24 protein-coding genes are annotated in these 22707 nt (G+C 59.0%); 7 read left to right on the top strand and 17 right to left on the bottom strand.

All coding sequences use genetic code 11. The features are described from left to right. Window positions 1-420 precede the first annotated feature (420 nt). From Q666_RS60330 to Q666_RS60325, 3 genes are all read left to right on the top strand, one after another. Window positions 421-642 carry a hypothetical protein gene (locus tag Q666_RS60330; protein WP_022998035.1) on the top strand — a complete coding sequence of 74 codons (222 nt, stop codon included), beginning with the start codon at window positions 421-423 and terminating at the stop codon, window positions 640-642. A 360-nt stretch (window positions 643-1002) separates the two neighbouring features. Beyond that, window positions 1003-1125, top strand: coding sequence for a hypothetical protein (locus tag Q666_RS66875; protein WP_286133734.1), 123 nt, complete (start codon window positions 1003-1005; stop codon window positions 1123-1125). 56 nt (window positions 1126-1181) lie between these two features. Beyond that, window positions 1182-1850, top strand: coding sequence for a hypothetical protein (locus Q666_RS60325; protein WP_022998034.1), 669 nt, complete (start codon window positions 1182-1184; stop codon window positions 1848-1850). Between the two features lie 108 nt (window positions 1851-1958). Here Q666_RS60325 and Q666_RS60320 read toward each other — a convergent pair whose 3' ends face one another. Together Q666_RS60320 and Q666_RS60310 are read right to left on the bottom strand one after the other, a co-directional pair. After that, the gene (locus Q666_RS60320; RefSeq protein ID WP_022998033.1) at window positions 1959-3392 is read right to left on the bottom strand and encodes a glyceraldehyde-3-phosphate dehydrogenase; all 1434 of its coding nucleotides are present in this window, start codon (window positions 3390-3392) and stop codon (window positions 1959-1961) included. Window positions 3393-3764: 372 nt separating this feature from the next. Next, window positions 3765-5372, bottom strand: coding sequence for a winged helix-turn-helix domain-containing protein (locus tag Q666_RS60310; protein WP_022998031.1), 1608 nt, complete (start codon window positions 5370-5372; stop codon window positions 3765-3767). 149 nt (window positions 5373-5521) lie between these two features. Here Q666_RS60310 and Q666_RS60305 point away from each other — a divergent pair, with 149 nt between their 5' ends. Beyond that, a complete protein-coding gene (locus Q666_RS60305; RefSeq protein ID WP_022998030.1) occupies window positions 5522-5746 on the top strand; it encodes a tautomerase family protein in 225 nt (74 codons plus the stop codon). Window positions 5747-5876: 130 nt separating this feature from the next. Here Q666_RS60305 and Q666_RS60300 read toward each other — a convergent pair whose 3' ends face one another. The 5 genes from Q666_RS60300 to Q666_RS60285 form a co-directional block, all read right to left on the bottom strand. Continuing rightward, window positions 5877-6698, bottom strand: a complete 822-nt coding sequence (locus Q666_RS60300; RefSeq protein ID WP_022998029.1) for a hypothetical protein — start codon at window positions 6696-6698, stop codon at window positions 5877-5879. A 91-nt stretch (window positions 6699-6789) separates the two neighbouring features. Continuing rightward, entirely contained in the window at window positions 6790-7575 is a 786-nt protein-coding gene (locus Q666_RS60295; protein WP_022998028.1) for a hypothetical protein, read from the bottom strand. A gap of 16 nt (window positions 7576-7591) precedes the next feature. Next, window positions 7592-8173, bottom strand: coding sequence for a hypothetical protein (locus Q666_RS60290; RefSeq protein WP_152533455.1), 582 nt, complete (start codon window positions 8171-8173; stop codon window positions 7592-7594). Between the two features lie 139 nt (window positions 8174-8312). Continuing rightward, a complete protein-coding gene (locus Q666_RS65250) occupies window positions 8313-9692 on the bottom strand; it encodes a tetratricopeptide repeat protein (protein WP_152533454.1) in 1380 nt (459 codons plus the stop codon). A 22-nt stretch (window positions 9693-9714) separates the two neighbouring features. Next, window positions 9715-10482: an FkbM family methyltransferase gene (locus Q666_RS60285; RefSeq protein WP_022998025.1), complete on the bottom strand. Its 768-nt coding sequence runs from the start codon at window positions 10480-10482 to the stop codon at window positions 9715-9717. Window positions 10483-10655: 173 nt separating this feature from the next. On the opposite strand from Q666_RS60285, the gene Q666_RS60280 reads away from it, so the two are divergent. Further along, a complete protein-coding gene (locus Q666_RS60280; protein WP_022998024.1) occupies window positions 10656-11489 on the top strand; it encodes an FkbM family methyltransferase in 834 nt (277 codons plus the stop codon). Here the strand turns inward: Q666_RS60280 and Q666_RS65770 are convergent. The 8 genes from Q666_RS65770 to Q666_RS60245 all read right to left on the bottom strand — a co-directional run bounded on the left by Q666_RS65770 (window position 11424) and on the right by Q666_RS60245 (window position 17721). Beyond that, entirely contained in the window at window positions 11424-11885 is a 462-nt protein-coding gene (locus Q666_RS65770) for a DUF6165 family protein (protein WP_286133733.1), read from the bottom strand. The genes Q666_RS60280 and Q666_RS65770 overlap by 66 nt on opposite strands. A gap of 147 nt (window positions 11886-12032) precedes the next feature. After that, window positions 12033-12683: a glutathione S-transferase family protein gene (locus tag Q666_RS60275; protein ID WP_022998022.1), complete on the bottom strand. Its 651-nt coding sequence runs from the start codon at window positions 12681-12683 to the stop codon at window positions 12033-12035. 47 nt (window positions 12684-12730) lie between these two features. Continuing rightward, window positions 12731-13387 (bottom strand): ribonuclease T(2), encoded by a 657-nt coding sequence (locus tag Q666_RS60270; protein ID WP_022998021.1) that lies wholly within the window; start codon window positions 13385-13387, stop codon window positions 12731-12733. A gap of 29 nt (window positions 13388-13416) precedes the next feature. Next, complete coding sequence (locus Q666_RS60265) at window positions 13417-13863, bottom strand: hypothetical protein (RefSeq protein WP_208984223.1); 447 nt, start codon at window positions 13861-13863, stop codon at window positions 13417-13419. Window positions 13864-13960: 97 nt separating this feature from the next. After that, on the bottom strand, window positions 13961-14809 hold the full coding sequence (gene rlmJ / locus Q666_RS60260) for a 23S rRNA (adenine(2030)-N(6))-methyltransferase RlmJ (protein WP_022998019.1): 849 nt from the start codon (window positions 14807-14809) through the stop codon (window positions 13961-13963). Next, window positions 14806-15333, bottom strand: a complete 528-nt coding sequence (locus Q666_RS60255) for a GNAT family N-acetyltransferase (protein ID WP_022998018.1) — start codon at window positions 15331-15333, stop codon at window positions 14806-14808. Before Q666_RS60255 ends, rlmJ begins: the two co-directional genes overlap by 4 nt. A gap of 236 nt (window positions 15334-15569) precedes the next feature. Beyond that, window positions 15570-16409 (bottom strand): cold-shock protein, encoded by an 840-nt coding sequence (locus Q666_RS66870; protein WP_022998017.1) that lies wholly within the window; start codon window positions 16407-16409, stop codon window positions 15570-15572. Window positions 16410-16623: 214 nt separating this feature from the next. Beyond that, on the bottom strand, window positions 16624-17721 hold the full coding sequence (locus Q666_RS60245; RefSeq protein WP_022998016.1) for a DUF1176 domain-containing protein: 1098 nt from the start codon (window positions 17719-17721) through the stop codon (window positions 16624-16626). 169 nt (window positions 17722-17890) lie between these two features. Here Q666_RS60245 and Q666_RS60240 point away from each other — a divergent pair, with 169 nt between their 5' ends. After that, window positions 17891-18580: an MBL fold metallo-hydrolase gene (locus Q666_RS60240; protein ID WP_031268222.1), complete on the top strand. Its 690-nt coding sequence runs from the start codon at window positions 17891-17893 to the stop codon at window positions 18578-18580. 131 nt (window positions 18581-18711) lie between these two features. On the opposite strand, the gene Q666_RS60235 is transcribed toward Q666_RS60240, so the two are convergent. Beyond that, a complete protein-coding gene (locus Q666_RS60235) occupies window positions 18712-19716 on the bottom strand; it encodes a DUF1402 family protein (RefSeq protein ID WP_031268221.1) in 1005 nt (334 codons plus the stop codon). A gap of 224 nt (window positions 19717-19940) precedes the next feature. Next, the gene (locus tag Q666_RS60230) at window positions 19941-20330 is read right to left on the bottom strand and encodes a DUF6665 family protein (RefSeq protein ID WP_022998013.1); all 390 of its coding nucleotides are present in this window, start codon (window positions 20328-20330) and stop codon (window positions 19941-19943) included. A 181-nt stretch (window positions 20331-20511) separates the two neighbouring features. Between Q666_RS60230 and Q666_RS60225 the strand changes: the two genes are divergently transcribed. Beyond that, window positions 20512-22659 carry a bifunctional diguanylate cyclase/phosphodiesterase gene (locus Q666_RS60225; protein WP_022998012.1) on the top strand — a complete coding sequence of 716 codons (2148 nt, stop codon included), beginning with the start codon at window positions 20512-20514 and terminating at the stop codon, window positions 22657-22659. Window positions 22660-22707 lie beyond the last annotated feature (48 nt).

Below are 22707 nucleotides of genomic sequence, written 5' to 3'. Positions count from 1 at the left end.
CGTCGAAGCCGGAATTTGCGTCCTGTTGGCCAGCATCCACGCTTTTTGGCGCATCAATCCAGCCCCAGATCCGCGTTGTCTCCTTGTGAACGGTAACAATTGTACCTTTGGTGTGTGCAGGGGCGGGATTTTTGATACCAGGCGGACATGGGAAAACGCTTTCCCCGGCGCGTGATCCGGCTTTCCAAGTTTTTTCAAAAGATGTTTTTCTTCAGTCGTTTACACAGGTCTTGTCTGGGGTTTTGTCGCCCAGCTCAATGCCCGTTCAGACCTCGCATTTGAAACAATGTGTCGGATATTTCTGTGGGGCGATCGCCCGGATACAATTGAAACACCCGGTGAAACGAGGCTGAAAAGAAAGGTTCCCATCTTTGGTGTGTCGGCAAGGTCGCCGACGCCAAAACCAAATGGAGAACTACTATGATGAAAACCACTTCTTTCGCACTGGCCGCTGTCATGTCCACGTTCCTGATCCAGGCAACACCTGCTTCCGCTGGCCAGAGCTGCTGGGGACTTGAAGGTCAGGCGCTTCAGGATTGCATCGACAATCTTGTCGACGAACTTGGCAAGATCGGTCACGAAAGCAATTCCGAAACGCAGACCGTGAAGATCAAGAAATCTTCCCGTCAGAAATCTCGTTGAGGCCTAACCTCGACCGGAACTGACAACCAGAAACCCTCGGCGTGAACAAGACGCCATAAGGGTCACCTCTCCTGCGGTGCAATTCGACTGGAATTGATGTGTTTTGGCTTGCTTGCCAGGTTTTACCCATCAAGCCGTTGAATTGCCCGCAGACAGGTTTTCATGAAGAAGACATCTGAAACGGCCGGTTGGCCCCTTCAGGCAAGCTCTCTTCTCCAGGCGTTTTGAAATTTCTACGCCGTTTTTGAATGCCTGCTTTTACCACCTAGCCCAAACTGTCGAGCAACCGATTTCAAGGCACGGCGCTGACTGACTTGTTCGGTTTTCGGTCCGGCTCATTGCAGGAAACGGAGGTGCTCAATGAACCAAGAATTGGTCAGCCCTTCTGATTACTGCTCTGCTGGTGTTGCAATAAAGGACTTCGGTCTGTCCAACAACAAAGGTCATATTCAAAGCCTAGGAACCGGTATTGCTATCTGGTGAGGTGGTGTCAGGTTGGGTCCTAGTAACAACGGAAATTAGACGTCAGAGTAGAATTTATGCTCGCATTGACGTTGATGCCGAAAATGGAGAAGCAATTGTCTCGCACTGCGGTACCGCCATACGGCGGGATTTCAGACTGGAGCACGCTGCGCGAGGTGGCAGCGCAAGGATACTCCGATGCAATTCTTTGCCTTGCCAGCATAGAGATTGTCGAGCGCTCCAACCGTGATAGCGTCTTGGGCCCACTAAACGAAAATGGAGCAACCAAGGCGGCGCGTTTGATGGTTGATGCCACCCTTTTTCGGGTCCAAATCTTTATAGTTCGCGCGTTTGCCCCAGTTCGGTACCCAGACGATCTTCATCTTAGAGCGGCAATAGATTTTTTAAAATATGACAACAGGGTTACTGAGGAACAGCGGATTGAACGCCGATCTAACCTTGAAATGGCAATAGCGCTTTTCGATGCCGCGGCTGTTGATCAACGCCTTGAGCCACTGAAACACATGCGGGACAAGATGCTGGCACATTGGGCGCGGCCAAACGAAAGCATCCCCAAGCCCCGGTATGTTGACTTGTTTAGTTTTGCTAAAATGACTTGCTCCATTTGGGAAGAACTCTCATTTGGTGCGGGAACAGTTATGATCGAACTTGATAATCAAATTGACGCCTACCGTGAGGCGGCTGACGATTTTTGGTCTATTTGGGAAAAGAAGTCGGGCGCTTAGGCTAACTATCAATAATTGATTCTGATATTTTTCTACAGCTAAGTGGCGAAAAGCCAATGGAAGGGGCCAAGACATGGCTTGGGCCCCTCCTGTTCTGTAACGGCAGGGTTATGCAGGGACTGACGGGTATTTCATGCCCGCGACTTCCTGCATCAGGCGGATCACCTGTGTGCTGTAGCCCGCCTCGTTGTCATACCAGACGTAAAGGACCAGCCGGTCGCCGTCGACGATGGTTGCCTGGCTGTCGACCACACCGGCATGGGTGGAGCCGACGAGGTCGGAGGAAACCAGTTCGGTTGAGGCCGTGTAGTCGATCTGGTCCTGCATCGGCGACTGCACGGAAATCCCGCGCAGGTAATTGTTCATTTCCTCGGCGGTCGTCTCGCGCTTGAGGTTCAGGTTGAGGATGGCCATGGAGACGTTGGGGATCGGCACCCGCACCGCGTTGCCGGTCAGCTTGCCCTTCATTTCCGGCAGGCACTTTGCGACCGCGCTGGCAGCGCCCGTGCTCGTCAACACCATGTTCAGGGGCGCGGACCGGCCACGGCGATCCCCGCTGTGGTAGTTGTCGATCAGGTTCTGGTCGTTGGTGAAGGCGTGGATGGTTTCCACGTGGCCGTTCTCGATCCCGAACTCGTCGTTGATCACCTTCAGCACCGGGGTGATGGCGTTGGTGGTGCAGGAGGCCGCGCTCAGGATCCTGTCCTCCGCCGAGATGTCGCCATGGTTCACGCCATAGACGATATTCTTGATGCTGCCCTTGCCCGGTGCGGTCAAGATCACCTTCGCTGCCCCGGGGCATTTCAGGTGCTGGCCAAGACCATCCTCGTCGCGCCAGATGCCCGTGTTGTCGACCACCAGTGCATTGCGGATGCCGTATTTGGTGTAATCGACCTCGGCAGGAGAGTTGGCGTAGATCACCTGGATGTAGTTGCCGTTGGCGATGATCGCATTCTGCTCTTCGTCAACGGTGATGGATCCGCTGAAAGCGCCGTGGACGGAGTCCCGTCGCAGCAGGCTGGAGCGTTTCTTCAGGTCGCCGGCCTTGCCGCCGCGCACGACAATCGCGCGCAGGCGCATCTTGTTGCCGGCGCCGACGCGTTCGATCAGCATGCGGGCAAGAAGGCGTCCAATACGCCCGAAGCCATAGAGAACGACATCCTGCGGTTCCTGCAGGATGGATGTCTTGCCGGTGTTGATGCTGGCCAGCTGCTTCTCGAGGAAGCTCTTAACGTCACCGCCTTCTTCCATGTAGCCGTGGCACAGCTTGCCGAGGTCGACGCGCGAGGCGGCCAGGTCCATCTCCAGCATTGCCTTGACGATTTCGAGGCTCTTGGTGACGTCCAGTTCCTGCCCGGTGATCTGCAGGGCATAGCGGTGTGCCTTGAGGATCTCGATGGCGGAGTTGTTCAGAAGACGCCGGCCGAAAATCCGGATGTTGATGCCGTAGTCACGGTAGAGATGCCCAACCAGCGGGATCATCTGCTCGGCAGCGGACTGTTGTTCCTTCCAGTTGTCGAAGTGGTTATCCATGGCCGCCATACACAAAACTCCCTTATGGTCTTTCCAGCGCGCTGAGTGGCAAGTCTTTGTCCTGCGCACGGTCTTTAGCTCTTGTGGAAACGTAATGTCCATAAGCAGTTTGAAGACTAATCGATTGAAATTTGGGGAGGGTGCTTTTGGTCGCATCCAGGCCGCTGGAAGCGTTACATCTGGAACCTTGCAAGTGCAGATAATCAACTCGCAGAGACTTGGTCTGAACGCAGAAGTGCAGAGCAAAACCTGGTAATTCACGCCCGTCGACGGCATTTGCTGTTGAATTCGGACTGCGGTTTCAAGCAGACATCGGGCGTCAGGCAAGTCCTGTGTTGATGACGTATCGGCTTCCGGAAGTCATGGGGTCGCGAGGCCTTTTCACACCCCGAGTTCACGCAGGCCTTTCTCTATCGTTTCGCGAGCGCCGTTTTCGGCAAACGGGAAGGACGCGAAGAAGACTTCCGAACTGATTTCCGGATCTGCCTGTCTCGCCCGGGCGAGCCATTGCCGGGCTTCTGCATTCTTGCCGACCAGGTGTGATGTCAGCGCCGCGATCAGGGAGATATGCTTGTGCGCACCAGGCATCTGCGCTGCTTTCACAGCAAGCTCTGCCGCCCTGTGCCTGTCGCCCAGTTGCAATTGCACCAGCGCACGTGCCGACACCATGCCATAGGCAAGCGGGTCGAGCGGACTGAGGTCCAGCGCCAGAGCAAGATCTGCATCGGCCTGCGCTGCCTGACCTGCCATCACGCTCACCAGCCCGCGTGTATAGACACCCTGCGCGAAACTGGGGCTGAGGCTGGTTGCCCGGTCAAACCAGGCGATTGAATCTTCCAGCCGGCCATCGAGCCAGGAACACCGCCCGGCATTGAAGTGAGCAAAAGGATCGAGCCTGTCGGTCTCCACCGCCTGCTGCGCCAGCGCGCGGGCCTTTTCGACCTCGGCTTCGGGATCTTCCGCAAAGCGCATGAAGGCTGATTGAAAATGCGTGAAGGACAACCCGCCCATGGCGCCGGAAAAATAGGGATCGCGTTCCAGGGATCGTGTGAACAGTTCTGACGCGCGGGCGTTGTCCTGCCGGTTGAACCGGTACATGTGATCCAGCCCCAGGTGAAAACAGGCCCATGCATCCAGTTCTCCCGGAGCGCGTCTGCGTGCGATGCGCACTTCGTTCTGCGGGATCTGAACCGCCAGACTGGCAACGACATGGCTTTCGATTTCCGGTCTGAGCTGCTGCAATTCGGACAGGCTGCCACGATAGTGTTCCGCCCAGATCGTGCCGCTGCTGGTCATGTCGATCAGCGAAACGCCGATCGTGACGCTCTCACCCGCAAGTTCGACCGTGCCGGTGAGCCCATAGCGAACGCCGAGTTGGCGACCGGCGGACAGCGGGTCCACATCGGGTCCGCGAAAGCGGAAGCTCGATCCACGTGCGATAACGAACAGCCAGTGCAGGCGCGACAGATCCGCAATGATGTCGGCAGGCAGCGCATCGGCCACGATTTCGTGCTGGCCCGGTTCGCCAAAATACTGGAATGGCAGGACGGCGATGGAGGGCCGCCCGTCGCGCGCGGTCTTCAGCGCTTCCTCAATTGCCGGGGCGGCCTGTTCCTCGGTGATCAGGCCCGAACGCGCCGGGGGTGCCTTTGCCTGGAGACTGGAAACCTCGGTTTCCGCGACAAACCGGAACCCCTTGCCATGGATCGTCCGGATGACTTTCTGTGTGCTGCCCTTGTCCCCGACAGCCTTGCGCGCAGCCTTGATCCGCGCTGCCACGGCGGTTTCTGAGACAATCCGTCCGTCCCAGACATGCTCGATCAATTCGTCCTTGCTGACCATCCGGTCGCGGTTTTCGACCAGCAGCAAGAGAAGGGAGAGGACTTGCGGCTCGATCGCCACGCGTTCGCCATCACGGCGCAATTCGAAACGTGTGCCGTCCAGTTCAAATCCGTCAAAGGTAAACACCAGGGCGTCGGCTTGCGGCACACGTTCCCCTTTCCCCGAAAGTCTTCATGAAAAGGTCAGTTATATTCATGTCCCCGTCAAGCATTGCCGCTGGGTAAGGCGTATCTCTTGTTCATCGGGAACGTCCGATGTTGCTTGGAAACACTGTTACTTAAACTAGGAGATATGAAATGCCGCTGGTTACGATCGATGTCATCAAGAACGTTTTCACCCCCGAACAGAAGCACCAGCTGATCGAAAAGGTGACCGAAGCCATGGTCGCCGTGGAAGGCGAAGCCATGCGCCCGGTCACCTGGGTTCGCATCATGGAAGTCGAGCAGGGTGACTGGGCCATTGGCGGTCAGCGCCTGGGCGCAGCGGACGTTCATGCCATGTCGGGCAAGAAAGTCGCCTGACGCTGCAAAAAATCTGTTGCAAGAAGGGCCGTGCCTTGTGGCGCGGCCTTTTGCGTTTTGAACGGAAGATGCCGGTAGGCGCTCATGCGCAATGAGACCCTTGCTTCCATGCTGAACGCATCACCTGCCGTCAAACCTCAAGCGAGGGAAAATCGTCCTGCAGCTTGTCGGAATACCTGCCGTCGAACGTATGAAGCCCCGCATGGCGAATTTCGGTCTGGTAGTCCAGCCAGATGGTGCCACCGCAACCGCGTACCCAGCGCAGGCTGAAGCTCTGGTCCTCATGCAGGAACAACCGACCGCTTGGCGTCGGAAGGTGGCCGAAGAAGTCGTAATACTCCATGTCGGCATGGGCGGGGATCAGCGACATGTCGGGGTAGTTGGTGACGACACCGCGTTCCACCATCGTTTCCGGCACCTTCCGGCTCAAGAGCGTCAGGCCTTGGCCTCCGGCGGGAATGGAGATGAAACCATCCTGGTGCTCGGGGTGCCAGTCGGTGTTGTCATAGTCGCGAAGCTGGTGATTGTAGGTCATGCAGCGGGAAACGAGCTGTTCCATCGGGCTGCGCTCGGCTTCCGGCAGGGCGGTTTCCGCTTCAATCAGCTGCCGGAGCAGATCCCAGTTGTAATATTTCTGCGGGTAGGACGCGCTGACGAAATCGCCGCCGAAGGCGACCAGACGCCACACGGCCTCAGGCGTGAACTCCATGTCGGAGTCGAGCATCAGCATGTGGCTGAATTGCTTGTGGGCGAGGAATTTGCTCATAAGGTGGTTGCGGTTGATGACGAGGTTTGCGGCACCATAGGTTTCGAACACAAACGGCAGTCCGTGGTGCTGGAACTCCTGCGTCAACGCGATGAGGGAGCGAACCGTCGGCAGTTCGACCTGGCCGCGGGTCGGCATGGCAATCATGATGATGAGTGGTGTTGCTCCGTCGGTCTCATTCGCCATTTCCTGTTGCCTTTCTAAAGGTGATGCCGGGGCATGGGTGTCGGGTGTCTCGGGTCAGGCGTCAGGACCTCGGCAGAGTTTCACCGGTTTCCTATGGTGCTTTCTTTGGAGTTACGAGTTGCGCCGGTCGCAGCTCTTCTGCTTCCTTGAACAGTGAAAAGGTCTGGTTCACGTAGCCGACGACTCCATTGATCTGCTGCAGATAGGCTTGCAGCTCCGGAGTGTGTTCCGCTTCCACCAGCTGGATGGCGCGAGACTGCGGATAGACTTCAAAAAGAACATAAAACAGCGGGTCTCCGCGGTGCAGGATGAGGGGAGCGGAGATATCGTGCCATTCGAACGCCCATGTCAGCGTTCTCGGCCAGACGTTGATCGGGAACCTTCCCGGTATCATCAGGCCGGGAAGCGAAGATTTCCCGACATGCTGAAACGGTGGCAACTGAGACATGTAGGTGGGTTCGTCCGCAACGAAGATATACGGCAGGCGCATCTGCAGGATGGGGCGGTCGGGCGAGCGCCATTCTTCGCGCGGATGAAGGATGATCAGGTGAGCGAAGACATCGTCTCGAACCGAGGACATTGGCCCGTCGGCGTTCACGACCACGGGTTCACCGAAGTCGGTTTCGGCCATCTGAAGGGAAAGGTCGCAAGGGCATAGTACTTCGAAAAGCCTGCTTTCGAGCCCCAGGACCGCAGGGCAGGCTGTCACGGATTTGGCATGGGTTCGCTGGCGCGGGGCTGAGGGCTGTTTCAGCCTTTGCGGTGGCTTGTAGACCAGTTGGGATTCGTCGCCCGCCAGCAGCCAGCCGATCGTTGCCTGCCCGCTACCTTCAGTGTTTCCGCCGCTTGCATCGACGGTAACGTTGAAACTCAGCACGGGAGCACCGCCCTTGTTATCGCCGGAATTGTGCACTGATCCAGGGCGGAGCTGGGAGCCAGCGATTGAGGCTCTTGTCGAGATAAAGGCCGGTGACGGTGTTGTAGGAAACGGTCACGGGCTGGCGGGTAAAGGGATCCGTGACTTGCCGCGTCTGAATTTGAGAAACGCCGTAGCCCGGTGAGAAGACGGTATTTGCGTTTGGAACCGGTGACCCCGCGCGCCCCCCGTAGACGGTGTTCATTATCGCGCGCCGTGAGCCGGGATGTCCCGGGTGGATGGTGTTCATTCCCGGTCGGCGGTAGCCTGCGCCACCAGCATAGACGGTCTCCATAGCTGCCCGCCGGAAACCGGGATGGCCGGCATAGATGGTATCCATCCCAGGTCGGCGATGGCCGGGATGTCCAGCGTAGATGGTATCCATCACCGGTCGGCGATAGCCTGGATGACCTGCATAGATGGTGTCCATCACCGGTCGCCGCGCGCCCGGATGCCCTGCATAGATCGTGTTCATCGCCGGCCGTTTGGAGAAGGGAGCGTATCCAGCCGGACCGGCGGTGAGGGTTTCGGAATGCATCTGTCCGGGCCGACTGCCCATGGAGCTGTCGGCTGACGGTCTTCTGCCTGCGCCCAGTTTTACGAGATCTTGATCGATCCCCGGTTTCTTTCGGTCAACCAAAGCTTATCCCTCAAGAACCAAATACTATAAAAGATTTAAGTGCTAAACTGACATAAAGTTACAAAATGCCTCTGCTTTCCGCAACTCCTTTCAGAGCTTCACCTACGTTCCTGACGACATTGCTCCAGTCACGCGGATGCTGTTGCCGGAAAAAACGCATTCCGGGATACCAGTCCGAACGATCTCCCTCAAAGCAGTGATACCAGTGGGGAAAAGTGTCGAGCAGAAGCCAGACCGGTGTGCCGATCGCCCCGGCAATATGTCCCACAGCACTATCGGTCATCACGATGACGTCCAGCGACTGGATCATGGCGGCGGTTTCGGCAAAATCGAAATCGTCACAATCGATGACAAGATCACCCAACCCGCCTTCGATGAGCTGGCGATGGGGCGGCCCTTTCTGCAGGCTGTAGAGTTGAACGAAGGGCAGTTCGGCAAGCGGCAGAAAATCCGAGAGCTGCGCTGCCCGGTCCGCGTTGCCACCGTAGTCCACGTTTCCCGACCAGAGGATGCCGACACGAAGCGGTGCTCTCGCCCTTGCAAGCAAGGCGTCTCGCCTTCCTGCAAACGCCGGATCGCACTTCAGGCGCGGAGGTGGGTAACGGGACGGATCATCGACACCAAGCAGATAAGGCAGTGACAGAAGCGAGATCTGATACTCGCAGCCATACCCAGGGAGCTCTTCAGCATTCTCGACCCAGATGTCGACACCTTGAAGGTTCTGCAGGAGGTGCGACAGGGCCGGGGGACACAGGAAATGGACGCTTGCGCCGGCAGCCTTCAAACCTGGCAGAAACCGAGCTGCCCAGATGATGTCGCCGTGCCCACCCTCGGGCAGAACCAGGATTTTCCTCTCCGTTGGCGGAGATCCGTCCCAGAAGGGCAGGTGGTGAACGGCGGCCGGAGTGATGCCGGCGCCGAAGCGATGCTCCCAAAGCGGCCAGCCACGCCGATAGTCCCTTTGCCCCAGAGCCAACCAGGAGGCTTCGATAGCTGAACCGGCATCGTCCGGATCGCCGCGCAAGAGCCTCTGAAAGATGTTGAATGCCTCGCCATGCCAGCCTGATCTCGAGCGGGCGACGGCCAGGACATAGTCTATCTCAGGATCGTCCGGCTGCAGGTTTTTCAGCTGTTCTGCCACGGCCAGGGCATTTTCCGGGCGTCCGAGGCGCAGATAGTGCGCAGCAAGGCGGTGCAGGGCGACGATGCTTGGCGGCGTGATGGCAGCAGCCCGGGTAAGACAGGCGAGTGCAGCCGTATCCCGCTCCTCCAGTAGATGAACCTCCGCCTGCAACAGCCAGGCGTCCAAATGATCCGGAGCGAGTTTCAGGCAGGCATCGGCATAGGCAATCGCCGTGGCACATTGCTCCCGGCCGAAGCTTCGCAGCGCCATTTCGTACAAGTCATCTGCCGTCAGTGGGCCGGGGTCTCTGGTCATTTGGCCTGCTGTGCTGTCCCGTTCACGTTGCTCTGTAGACTTCGTCTATGCCGATAAACTCGATCACCTCGTATCCCTTTCCGGCCATGAAGGAGGGGATCTCGGGACTGTCGGTAATGTTCTCGATGGTCCACACTTCGACCGGGATGGTCTCGAAGGGAAACTCTTCCAGGACAGCCATCTCGCCGCCTTCAACGTCGAGAGACACATAATCGATATGCTCAATTCCCGCGTCTGCCAGTATCTCCCTGATCGAGCGGACCGGTATCTTTGCAATGCGCTCGTCGTGCTCGGGATGCTGCCGGATCCTCTCCAGAAGGTCCGGAGCGATGTTTGCAAGCAGACCGCCGCTTTGGGTGTAGCCGGCTCGGATTTCCAGGAATTCCGCGAAAGGTGTCGGCGAGCCGACCGCAGCGTTGAGGCAGCTGCAGCCGCGAACGGACGTCGCCTTTGCAAAGTTTGCTGGTGACGGCTCAATCAAAAGCCCGGTCCAGCCAAGTTCCTTTTCGAAGAAAAGACTGTTTGAACCAGTGAGCCCGTCATATCCGCCAAGTTCCAGGAAAACGCCGCCTGTACGGTGTTTCAGAACCTCGTCGTTCAGGAACTTGTCCTGGCCGGATTGGCTGAAATACTGCTGGTGCATGCCCAGGGCCTTTTCCACGGCCCAGATCTCGTGCCGTAAGCCGCCCCGGCTCGGTCCGAAAACATGTTTCAGCTGACCGACAAGCGTTTCCCGAAGGTCTGTCAGGGCTTGCGGGGAATACTCGCTGTAGAATTCCGGCATGGTCATGAGGCAGTGAGGTCCTGGCTGATTTGAAATTGCTTTGAATTGAATGGTTCAAATCCATGCGAAAGTTACCTTAGGTTAGTTCAGGGTGCTGCCCAAATTCAAAGTCTTTGGTGATCCCGCTGTAAGGGGGCGCAAGGAGCACGCACTGGAGAGGGCGAAAGGTGACGGCGCGAATGAAAGACCAGACATCCGCATCCAGCCTGACCGAGGCATTCCTGGAGTGGTACATCGCCAACCGGCACAGTCCGGATCTGGCCGAGCTGAATGACTATCTGCTGAATGCCGCCTTGTCGGCGCGGGGCTACAACAATCTGGAGAGCGGCGAGACCTTCTTCGTGAAAGAGATCCTGGCCGCCACTGCACCGAGGCTCTGTTTCGACATCGGTGCGAATGTCGGCCGATACAGTCTTGATCTGTTGAACTACACGTCCGCCGACGTCATTGCCTTTGAACCACTGCTCTCAACGCATGGAGAGCTGGTGCGAAACACGCAGGCCTATGGCGACAGGATCGTTTGCGAAAACGTCGGCGTTGGTAACTTCGACGGCGAGGGGATACTGCATTTCGATGCAACGAACCCTGTTCTTGCCTCCTTCTCGCAGGAGGTGAAGAAGGTGAGTTATGTCACAAACGAGCAAACGGTGAAGGCGCGGGTGACGTCGCTTGATACCTATTGCCGGGTAGCCGGAATTACAGCGGTAGATCTTATCAAGATCGACACGGAAGGCTTTGAGACCGAAGTGTTCGAAGGGGCCGCCAGGGTGTTTTCCGAAATCAGGCCGCGGTTCATCCAGATGGAGTTCAACTGGCACCAGATGTTTCGCAGCAGGACGCTGAACGACTTCGCGGAAATGCTTCCAGAATACGACGTCTATCAGTTGCTGCCGAACGGTTGGACGCGGCGGGAGCCGAGAGATCCATTGGCGAATTTCTACCAGTTTTCAAACTTCGTGTTCGTCTTGAACGGACAAGGGGAGTTTCTGCAGACTGCTGACAACGGCGTATGATTTTATCTCGACAATACGAGACCCGAGTTCCGTATTGATCTCCTGCTTCAGTGCCGCGCGTTTGTCATTTGTCTGGTAAATGCGTCGTGCCAGATCCACGAAGCGGTCCTTGCAATCCTGCGATCGGTCGTAGTTGCGGATGTCGTCTTCGAAACTCCACAGACTTTCATTGAGGCTTTTCAGCCGGGCCTTCCAGGTGTGGACTTGGCCCGTATCAGGCATGTGCCGGTCGTAAATCTCGCTGAGCGAAGCCAATTCGAAGCGGACGTGTTCCAGTTTCTCCGGAGCGGATATGCGGTCGGCCTTGATTTCAAGGATGGTGATCTTGTCGAGGAGTTCAGCCGGTGAAATCGGTATGTAGATCATGTCGACCAAGACACATGCCTTTATGTTCATCCCGCCTGTTTCAGAACTGTAGCATCAAGTCGCTGGTCCGTTAATTGGTGTGCTTGCAGAGCAGGGGCACTGAACCTCCCTCCGAACAAAAAAAGCCAGCCCTGCGTCACCAGGGCCGGCTGATTGCATGTTGCTGCAGGCAGGCGATTACTGCAGCAGGGCCGGGGCGTTGTCCGGAACGGGGGCAGGCGGCACCTTGGTGTCGGTGAAGGCGGGGACGGCTGCTTCAAAGGCGTCCAGCCAGGCCACAAGTTTCGGATGGGTCTGCCGCCATTCACCGGCAAAACGGATATCCAGATAGCCGAGGGCGCAGGCGAGCGTCAGGGAGCCGGCATTGACGTCTGCAGCGGTTGCCGGAACAGGTGGCGTGTTGTCTTCAAAGTGCTTCAGGCCACGGTCCATCTTGGCTGCCTGATAGGCGTCCCAGGCCGGGTCGCGGTACTTCGGTTCCTTGAAGCGCTTCTCGTAGACCCGAAGGATGGCCGCATCCATGATGCCGTCCGCCAGTGTCTGGTCGCGCAGGACCGGAAACCGGGCTTCGCCTTCCGGAAACAGCTTGCCGCCGCCCGCCAGGAAGTCGAGGTATTCCAGAATGACGGAGCTGTCGTAGAGAACATCACCGTTTTCCAGGACCAGCGCCGGGATTTTGCCGAGCGGGTTCTGGCTGCGCAGGCTGTCAGAGGGATCGGCGGTATTGGCGTCTTCGATCTCGACCTTGCCCTTGAGGCCGAGAATGGACAGGGCGAGCTTCACCTTGCGGCCGAAAGGCGAAGGGGGAGACGAGCGAAGTTTCATCATGGGTCCGAACTCCTGAAAGAAGAAGGCGGTTGGGGTGTCTAAGACGGTTAGCGTGCGCCGGGTGGCGGCACGGACAGGCTGCCGGCGCGGCAGCCGGATCTGTCGACCTCGCGGCAGGCACGGAATTCCAGATCCCGCGTGAGGCAGATGCGGACTTCCTCAAGTTCGCCCCGGTCGCAGGTGACGGCAAGCCCGTCCTCCTTGAGGCCCGGATTGGCAAGCCGGAAGGCTTTCTCAACGGTATCGGGTGCGGCCTTGCCGCGCTTGTCGAGTGTGCGGAAGGCCCCGGGGATGGTGATCTTGTCGAAAGCCTCGCGGGTGAGGTCGAAGTAGTCTTCCGGCGTCAGGCCGGAGCAGGTGCCATGCTTGCGCCACTCGTGGAAGACGAGATTGTGGCTTGGCATGATGTCTTCCATCGAAACGGCGATTTGCCGGTCGATGCGCTTGGGCGCGCCGGGGCAGCTTTCCGGGAAGCCACGCTCGTATTGGGGCCACAGGCCATGCACGACGAAGCGAAAGGGCTTGGAGACATCACATTGATGCGGATTGACATCCGCGCCCTGTTGCTTGCAGTAGGTCGGCGACCAGGACAGGGCGAGGACATAAAAATCGAATTTTCCGGACTGATCAGCTGAAGCTGGCAGGCTCAGAAGTCCCGCCAGAAGGCAGGCGGACAGTCTTCCGATATGGCCGAGCAGCGCCATGGATCAACCTTCTTGGGGAGGCCGTGGCCTTAGTGCGGGCGCGCCGTACTGCAATGGTCGCCGTAGACCCGCCACTTGTCCAGAGGCGCGAGGCAGGCTTCCACATTCCAGCTGAGCCCGACGAAACCGGCGTGCTCTTCCACCATGTAGTGGACGGACTGAATGGTGCCGTCCGACAGGCTGGCCGTGCCCTTGCAGTAGCGGCGCTCGATCGGGCTGACGTCATTGCCGCTGTTGTTGACTTCACTGATGCCGTCGATGCTCAGGATCGTGCGACCGCCGTAATAGTCCTTGCGAGCCCGGGCGACGGTGCCTGCGACGGCACTTTGAACGGATGCGGCCGTGCAATCCGGCAAGCGCTTGTCACTGCCAAACGAGAAGTAGACACGGTCGTCATTCGCGGCAGCCGGTGCAGCCAAGCTTGCGCAAAAGGCCAAGGCTGACAGGGTCAAGCAGACGGATCGGGCAATACTCACGGCATAAACTCCGGAAATCAAACTGTGTAGGAGACGATGGGGGAGCCGGGTCGGAAGGTCAAGGTTCGATCCCGGTAAAAGTGTCACTGTAGGGGCTTTATTCGCCGATCAGCTGCGTTACGTTCCAGCTGGTGCCGGGTCCCTGGTGCAGGACGTCACACAACCAGGGCAGAACCAGACGCATTTCCTCCGCAAGCGTGAAAGGGGCGTTGATCAGTGTCATGCCCGAACCGAGCATTCTGGTGTCCGGGCCGCTCTTGCCAACGTTGAGGTCGAGGCTCAGTACGTCGCGCAGGCCAGCTTCGTCGAAGTCGCCATGCATGCGCCGGATCGCTCTGACATCCTTCATCGGATACCAGAGTGCATAGGTGCCGCCTGGCCATTTCCTGTAGGCCTTCACGACGGCGTCGGTCATGCGGGAGAATTCGTCCGTCACCTCGAAGGCGGGGTCGATCAGCACAAGACCGCGTTTCTCCTTGGGGGGCAGAAAGCTTCCCATGGCAAGCCAGCCGTCCAGGTGGATGGTCTTGACCTGATGGTCTCCCGCGAACCGCTCCGCGAGCGTCTTGAAATCCGCCGGGTGGAGTTCCGTCAGCGTCAGGCGGTCCTGCTTTCGCATCAACTGCCGTGCGACCATGGGCGAGCCCGGATAAACCTTCAGCGCGTCGCCGCCGTTGAGCGCGCGCACTGCCGTCAGCCAGGGAGCAAGCAATTCGGCTATCTGAGGCGGAATATCGGCCTCAAGCACCTTGCCGATGCCCAGTTGCCATTCACCTGTCTTCTGCATCTCCTGCGAATTGAGATCGTAAAGACCGATGCCCGCGTGGGTGTCGAGGATGCGGAAGGCTTTGTCCTTGCGCTGGAAATAGGCGATCAGGCGGGCCAGCACGACGTGTTTCAGGACGTCGCCGATGTTTCCCGCATGATAGGCATGGCGGTAGTTCATTCGGACTGGTTCCCGGAGGCAGGTTCAGCATCGCGCTTGAAGAAGATGACTGCCTTGTCGCCGTGGTCTGCCTTGCCGATTTCCGAGAAACCGAGACGGCTGTGGAACCGTATCGAGCCCGGGTTGGCAGGGCGTTCGTTGACTTCGCAGACGAAAACACGACCACTGCCGGCAAAACGTTCAAACAGCGCGCCGTAAAGGGCGTCGCCGATCTTCTTGCCCCGAAGGCTCTCGTCGACGCAGATCCGGTCGGTGTAGGCAAAATTTGAAACGCGTTCGCTCAGCCATTGATAATTGCGGCTGTCATAGCCGGCGCCGTCGCCCAGGCACAGCAGGAAACCGGCAGGCGTGTCGTCCACGACTGCAACAAGACAGACAAGGGCGGAATTGACCAGATCAAGCAGTTCTTCGGCCGTCAGTTCGTTGACGGCCGGAACAGCAGCATTGTTCAGCGGCAGCAACGCGCCGAGGTCGCCCGGCAGGAACGGTCGGATGGTCAGGGTATCGGATGAAACGGCAAGCATGGGGCACCACGGTGGATTTCGGACCCGCCTTATAGGGGCTTCGGCAGGAAGTGGAAAGATGTCCGCTGGATCCGTTGATTGCAGCTACTGCTGAGGATCTAGGGAAACCGGCACGGCTCCAAGTCAGGTCGGGGGAGGCGGTGCCGGCATTGTCGGTAAAAAGAATGTGGGCGCAGCAAGGCTGCGCCCACTTGCTTCATGCTCTCAAGCCTCTGTGTGGCAGGGGCTAGGGGAGCTTATTCTTCGGCAGGTCCGCCGTCGTCTTCCTGCGGTGCGTCGCCTTCTTCAAGCGCCTGCAGGTTGACCGCTTTGGGGCCCTTGCCACGACGATCCGGTTCGGTCTCGAAGGACACCCGCTGTCCGCTGTCCAGGCCGGCAAAACCGGATCGCTCGACCGCGGAAATGTGCACGAACACATCCGCATCGCCTTCGTCCGGAGTGATGAAGCCAAAACCCTTGTCGTTCTTGAAGAACTTCACGGTGCCAGACTGACGCGGGCCACGCTCGACCGGGGGCATGTCGCGCCGGGGGCGCTGCTGACGGAAGCCGTCGCCTTCGCCGCCTTCGCGCGGGCCGCCGCCATATCCGCCGCGTCCGCCACCGCCGTAACCGCCTTCACGGCCACCGCCGCCACCGTATCCGCCACGGCCACCGCCGCCGCCGCCATAACCGCCGCCATCGCGACCACCGCCGCCATAACCGCCGCCTTCGCGTCCGCCGCCGCCATAGCCGCCGCCTTCACGTCCGCCGCCGCCGTAGCCACCACGGCCACCGCCACCGCCGTAACCGCCACCGCCTTCGCGGTCGCCGCCACCGCCGTAGCCACCACGGCCACCACCGCCGCCGTAACCGCCCCGGCCGCCGCCATAGCCGCCTTCTTTATTGTCGTCGCGGCCGTAGCCGCCACCAAAATCATTGTCGCGTCCGCCGCGGTAGCCGCCATCCCGGCCGCCGCCATAGAAGTCTCCACCGAACTCGCTTCCGCCAAAATCACTGCCGAAGTCTTGCGGACCGCCAAACTCGCGCTTGCCGCCGCGCCGACCACGCGACCGCCGGTCCGAATCACCATCGTGCATTACCGAATCACCTTAATTGTTGCGCCCTTTCGGCACATAACGACCAACCTCACCCGCCTTCACAGTCGAGTCACCACACTCAGGCGCACTCCGTGCGTCTGATCAACATTCTGGGATCGGGTTGAAACAATCTTGCCACATCCCTCTCCAGCCGCTGCGTTATCATCATAAGGGCGGGACAGGGAAAATCGCAAGAAAATCCTTGGTGCAGGCGCTAATTGGAAGCGTTTTTCGGAGGCCAGGTACTTGACCAATTGGACAAGTCAGGTTCCGTACCGTCACATGTTTTCCTGGCCGCTTCTTCCAGCAGCACCAGGCCGGTGCCGTTCCACACCCATCGGTTCCACAGGCCGCATTCGCCAACTCCTGAACCCTTGAAGTAACTTACGAGCTGTTGATCGGCCGGAATCCATCTTGCGTTGTAGATGAGATCTGTTGCGACCGGACCCTTTTCCGACATGCGGGCGACATGCACCTGACGGGCTGCACCGTCCTTGCCGGAAAGGACAGCTACATAGGGGCTGTTGTAAGCGGTTGGAGCCCCGCAGGGGATGATGTAGAGCGCGGCGCTGTCGGCAAGCGGCACCCGAACGGCATTCAGGCTGGCGAAGATGGTCGGGTCGATTTCAGAGCACAGGCGGTTGGCAGACCAGACGGCAGCCACTTCCGGCGGGAGCTGGTCGGCGCTCATCAGCGGAATGGCGTGCGGGGCGTCCCTGGCAGGGTCGGTGCCGGGGGAGACGATGGCTGCAACGGTGCCGGTGCGGTCCTGGCGATTGTCGAGCCACAACAGACTGGATTTGAGGCCGAGGAGGGGGACGGGTACCGCGACCGGGTCGGTTCCGGTGGTCGCAGGTACGCTGATGGTGAGTTCCTTGCCCTTGCGCATGGCGTCAAGCAGCGTCGTTGTCGCCGGGCCTGTCGGATACCAGAAGCCTTCTCCACCGAGCGGACGGAAGCCGGCTGGCGGATTGACAGCCGGCTGCATCTCACGCAGCTGTTCGATCGGCAGCGCCTCGATCGGAGCGCCGTCGACCTCGAACTTCAAGGTGCCGTCCTTGGGCAGCTCAGTGTTGGTGGTTACACGGACAAGAGGCTGGGCCTCCGCCTGCCAGTCGCGGACGATGCGCACATCGACCCAGACCGACTGGCTGCGGGTGAACGAGGAGGCAAAGCACACGCCGGTATTGCCGCAATCGACCGTCCAGCTTTCGAAGCTGGGCGTCGTCCGGCCAGGCTGCGCCATTGTGCTCGAAGCGCCCAAAAGCGCTGCGGCAACAGTCATCAGCAATGTCAACAGTCGTGGCGTCATCAGCTCCGGCTATCCGAATGTGCTTGGCGTCTTCCAACAGGTCCATACATCTTGTACGAAATGCACGCGGCCAGGTGAAGCCGCGATTGACCAGAAACACGACACCGGATGGTGTTGTCCCGTATTTGTTACAATGGGCCGTGCGAGGCCGCTGTTGAAGGAGGCTACCATGGCGCAGGACACGACGAACTCCGGTGGGGATGAAAATCCGGAAGACGGCATGCCGCCAATCCAGGTGATGGTGATTGCCGTTACGCCGTTTCAGCAGAACTGTTCGCTCATCTGGGACCCTTCATCCATGCGCGGAACGGTGGTTGATCCGGGCGGCGATGTCGACAAGATCCTGGCAGCCGTGAACAAGCAGGGCGTGAATGTCGAAAAGATCGTTCTCACGCACGGTCATATCGATCACGTTGGCGGTGCGGCCGACCTGGCCGAAGCGCTGAAGGTGCCGGTGGAGGGGCCACACGAAGCCGATCAGATGCTGATCGACAGGGTGGCCGACCAGGCGGTGCAATTTGGCGTGGAAGGCGTCAAACCCGTGATGCCGGATCGCTGGATGGTTGAAGGCGACCAGGTGGAAATCGCCGGGCGGATGTTCGATGTTCTGCATTGCCCGGGCCATTCACCCGGCCACCTGGTGTTCTTCGACAAGGAACTGCGTTTCGCGATTTCCGGCGATGTTCTGTTCGCCGGCTCCATCGGTCGCACGGATCTGCCGGGCGGCGATCATGCGACCCTGATCAAGTCGATCCGCGAAAAGCTGCTGCCGCTTGGTGACGATGTCGCCTTTCTTCCTGGTCACGGCCAGGCCTCGACGATTGGCCATGAGCGTGAGACCAATCCGTTCCTGACCTGAGGTGCGGTGATGCCTTGATCCGGCGAGGGATTGCCCGCTTCGGGCAGCCCTCGGCGGGTTGGAAGACTAGAAATCTGATGCTGCCTGAGGTCCTGCTGCGCCGGTAGGGCGACGGCTAATGACTTTACCTGTTAGAGCAGGGCTCTCAGATCGTCGATGCGATCATTGACCAGCCAGCCGTAGTAGTTTTCCTGCGGCCAGCTTTGGCCGCTGCGGCGGTATTTCGCAGCCCGGCCCCAGGGATCGCCGAGATTGTAGAGCGTCGCGGTCAGGCCAGGGTTTTTCGAAATATCCACCTTGCCGACGGATTTATAGGCGGCAATGGAGTCCTGGATGATCGCGGCCATGTAGTGCAGCGAGATGTTCGGGTCCATGGTGGCCTTGTAGACTGCCTCTGAATCGGCTGCCGTCAGCTTGCGGAAGTTGCTTTGCTTGGCAACCCGGTCGGTCATCTTGAGGACCGTGAGCGGGCTCAACTGGCCAAGGCCGAAGCTCTGGCCGGAATAGAGCGGCTGGAAGAACGCTTCGTTGAAGTTCTTTTTCGGGTAACGGACGCCGTCAACCGAACGGCCGCGAAACTTGCCGTTCCAGACGTTCTCGTAACAGGACCAGCGGCGGTCCGAGCTTTTCTGAACATGGTCCTTGCGGCAGCGTTCGAACTCCGGGCGTTCGACGAACTTGTCGACGTGCACTCCGTTCAGCTCGAAGTCGAAGCGGATGCCGGCATAGGCGAGAGCCTTGACGTAGTAGGACTGGGCGCTGTCGAGCGTGTCGTAGTTGTAGGTGTGTTCGCCGACGATGGCGCCGATGATGTGGATCGGGTCGATGCCGTAGCGGGCGGCCACGCGCTTGATGGACCCCATCAGGCGGCGATCACGCTTCAATACGGCCAGAACCTTGTCGAACTTGGCATCGTAGGATGATTTGGAGGCGGCGGTACGGCGCGAAGAGGCGAAGGGGATCTTCGGCTGGCTCTTGAACCGGTTGCCTTCCGGCACCACCCGCACGGATTGGGCTTGCACGGTCGTACTTGTCGCGAGGGGCAGCGCCAAAGGAGCCAGGAGCAGGCCAAAAACCAGACATCCAGTCACCAGTCTGGAAATTCGGCCGAGATGACGGGTCTTCCTGCACACCATAATTTTTCTGCGCCTGGCTTTATCTTGTGTTTCTCGCCGACCAAATGCGGTCGTGCCGGCGAGCTCCAGTTGGTTCACATAGCTCGCTGGATGCGACTGTAAATAACTCATCTTGCAAAAAGCCCCCAGAAAAAACCACCGCAGCCGCGAAGATGCAACCGGTTCCTGTCTCTAGGGCAGGGACATCAACAAAGAAGTGATACCGGTCACAGCCCGGTGGATTGTTAGGAGCCGGGTGCCGAACGAAAGGCCGCGGCAGGCCCCATGCGCAGGCGGACAGCCTTTGGAACGTCCAGGAAATCGTAGAAGGCCCGGTGCTGACGCAAGCCGCACAACTCGCGCTGGATGGTGACATGCCAGAGAGCTTCACCGGCGTCGGCAAGCCGGTTTTGCAGGGTTTCGCTATCTGTTTCGGAACCGTCTTCCACCGATTTCAGATTGGCGAGAGCTGTCTCCAGCTTTTTGGTAAGCCGCGAAAGCGTGGATGCCTTCTCGTTGAGAATCTCGTTCTCGAGCGCTGCCGAGAGCGGATCCTTGTCGGCAGGTCTGGTCAGTTGAGGTGGGCGTACGGTCATGGCGTCGGTAGCTGTTGCGGCAATCTCACGCAGGGTCACACGGCGGCTCCTTTCGAGGCAAGCCTTTTCCGCAAGAGCCGACGTCGATTGAAACGCGGTGAGGCTCGGCCTCGGGAGGGCCAGAAGGTCGATCTGTTTCTCGGGAATTAGTCAATTCAACCGTAACTTTTAGGTGCTACCTACCCGATTATCTACGCATTTATACGGATCATTCCCGACCATGTTCAATGTGCTTGGCTGCATCTTCTATCAGCACAACATCGCGCTTGTGGGGCTCGCAGCTCTCGTTTGTCTGTTTGGATCGGCCGTTACCCTGCGGCTGTTGCGGCGTTGTGTGCGTGCGCAAGGCACACAGCGTCTCGGGTGGCAGTTTCTGGCGGCCGTTGCCGGTGGCGGCGGTGTCTGGACCACCCATTTCGTTGCAATGCTGGCCTACGAGCCGACCGCTCCGGTCTCGTTTGATCCGGCCCTGACACTCATTTCGCTTGTGATCGCGATTGTCGGGCTGTTTGTCAGTTTCGTGGTCAGCGGCCTCGGTAGCGGAAAGATCCTGACCGGCATGGGTGGGGCTCTCGTCGGAATTTCATTTGCGGCCATGCATTACACCGGGATGTTCGCCTACCGGATCACAGGGCTCGTCGAGTGGGACTTCGGCTACATCGTCGCGTCCGTCCTTTTGTCTGTTGCCCTGTCCGCTGCCGCGATCACCTTGATCTGGCGCACCTACCTGGGCTCTCGTCGGTATTGGGTTGCCGTTGCCCTGATGGTGACCGGGATCGTAAGCCTGCATTTCACCGGCATGACTGCGTTGCGGATCATCCCGATGTCGCAGAATTTCACGGAGGTCGATAACGGTGCTGCCCTTGCCCTTGCGTTGGCAATTGCCGTTGTTGCCCTGCTGGTTGTCGGCACCGGGCTGACGAGTTTCCTGATCGATAACAATGTGCGAGCCATATCCAGGCGGCAACTGCACCATGTTGCCGCTCATGACGCACTCACGGGCTTGCCGAACCGCACGAGCTTCCAGAGGCAGCTTGCCGGAAATCTCGATGGGTATTTGAACCCCGGCAAGAAGCTGGCGGTGATCGGGATCGATCTGAACCGCTTCAAGGAAATCAACGACACCTTTGGCCACGCTGCGGGTGACGAGGTTCTGCGCATCCTGGCCCGGCGCATGGAGCAGATCCTGCGCGATGATGAATTCATCGCCCGTCTCGGCGGCGACGAATTCGCAGCCATCAAGCCTTTCAGCGACAAGGATGAAATCCTGTCTTTTGCGAAACGGATAGAGAGCGTTTTCACCCGTCCGATCGAAATAGGGGCAATGGACGGCATCGTTGGCGCGAGCCTCGGGGCGGCGATCTGGCCTGACGATGCCCAGACGCCGGACGAACTGGTCAACAATGCCGACCTTGCCATGTATCACGCCAAGCATGGGTTTCTCGAAACGATCTGTTTTTACGATGCCAACATCGGTGCGACGGTTCGAAACAGGCGGCAACTGGCAGAAGATTTGAGACGGGCACTGGAGCGCGGCGAGCTCGAGATCCATTATCAGGTGCAGATGTCGCTGAATTCCAGCCAGGGCATCCGGGGATATGAGGCCCTGCTTCGCTGGACCCATCCCGTAATCGGCCCGATTTCACCGTCCGAGTTCATTCCCGTTGCCGAGGAAAACGGGTTGATCGCTTCCCTTGGAGCTTGGGTGCTCAACAAGGCCTGCGAGGACGCATCGCGATGGGAGCCTGCCTACCGGGTTGCCGTGAACGTTTCCGCTGTACAGTTCATGGACACCAACCTGCCACGGCTGGTGCATGAAGCCCTGGTGACGACCGGACTTTCACCGCACCGCCTGGAACTGGAGCTGACGGAAACCGCCCTTGTGAAAGACAAGGCCCGTTCGCTGCACATCATGCGCCAGATCAAGGATCTGGGCGTCGGTCTTGCGCTGGATGACTTTGGCACAGGCTATTCTTCGCTTGAAACCTTGCGGACCTTTCCCTTCGACAAGATCAAGCTCGACAGGGCGTTTGTTGGCGAAATGGAGCAGGACCGCCAGTCCAAGGCGATCGTGCGCGCCGTTCTGGCTCTCGGAAAGAGCCTGGACATTCCGGTGCTGGCTGAGGGCATTGAAACTGAAGAGCAGATGGAGATCCTGCAACAGGAAGGCTGCGACGAAGGTCAGGGCTTTCTGCTGGGGCGTCCATCGCAGGTCGATCGCCTGATCCAGCACGGCGGCCCCGTGCAAAACGAGGCGCGCAAACCGGCGGAACCAACGCGCAAGATGGCAGCATCGAAGAGTGAGCCTGTCGACGATAAAGACGATGGCCCGGCTTCCCTTCGTTCGCCTCTTGCCGCACGCAGTTGAGGCAGGGTAGCGGTCTTGTCATCAGGGCTGCAAGCGGCGTGTCGAGTT

Source organism: Labrenzia sp. C1B70 (genome assembly GCF_000475395.1).
Lineage (GTDB): Bacteria > Pseudomonadota > Alphaproteobacteria > Rhizobiales > Stappiaceae > Roseibium > Roseibium algicola.
Note: the sequence above shows the minus strand (reverse complement) of the source record. Positions and strands in the feature narration are given on the sequence as shown.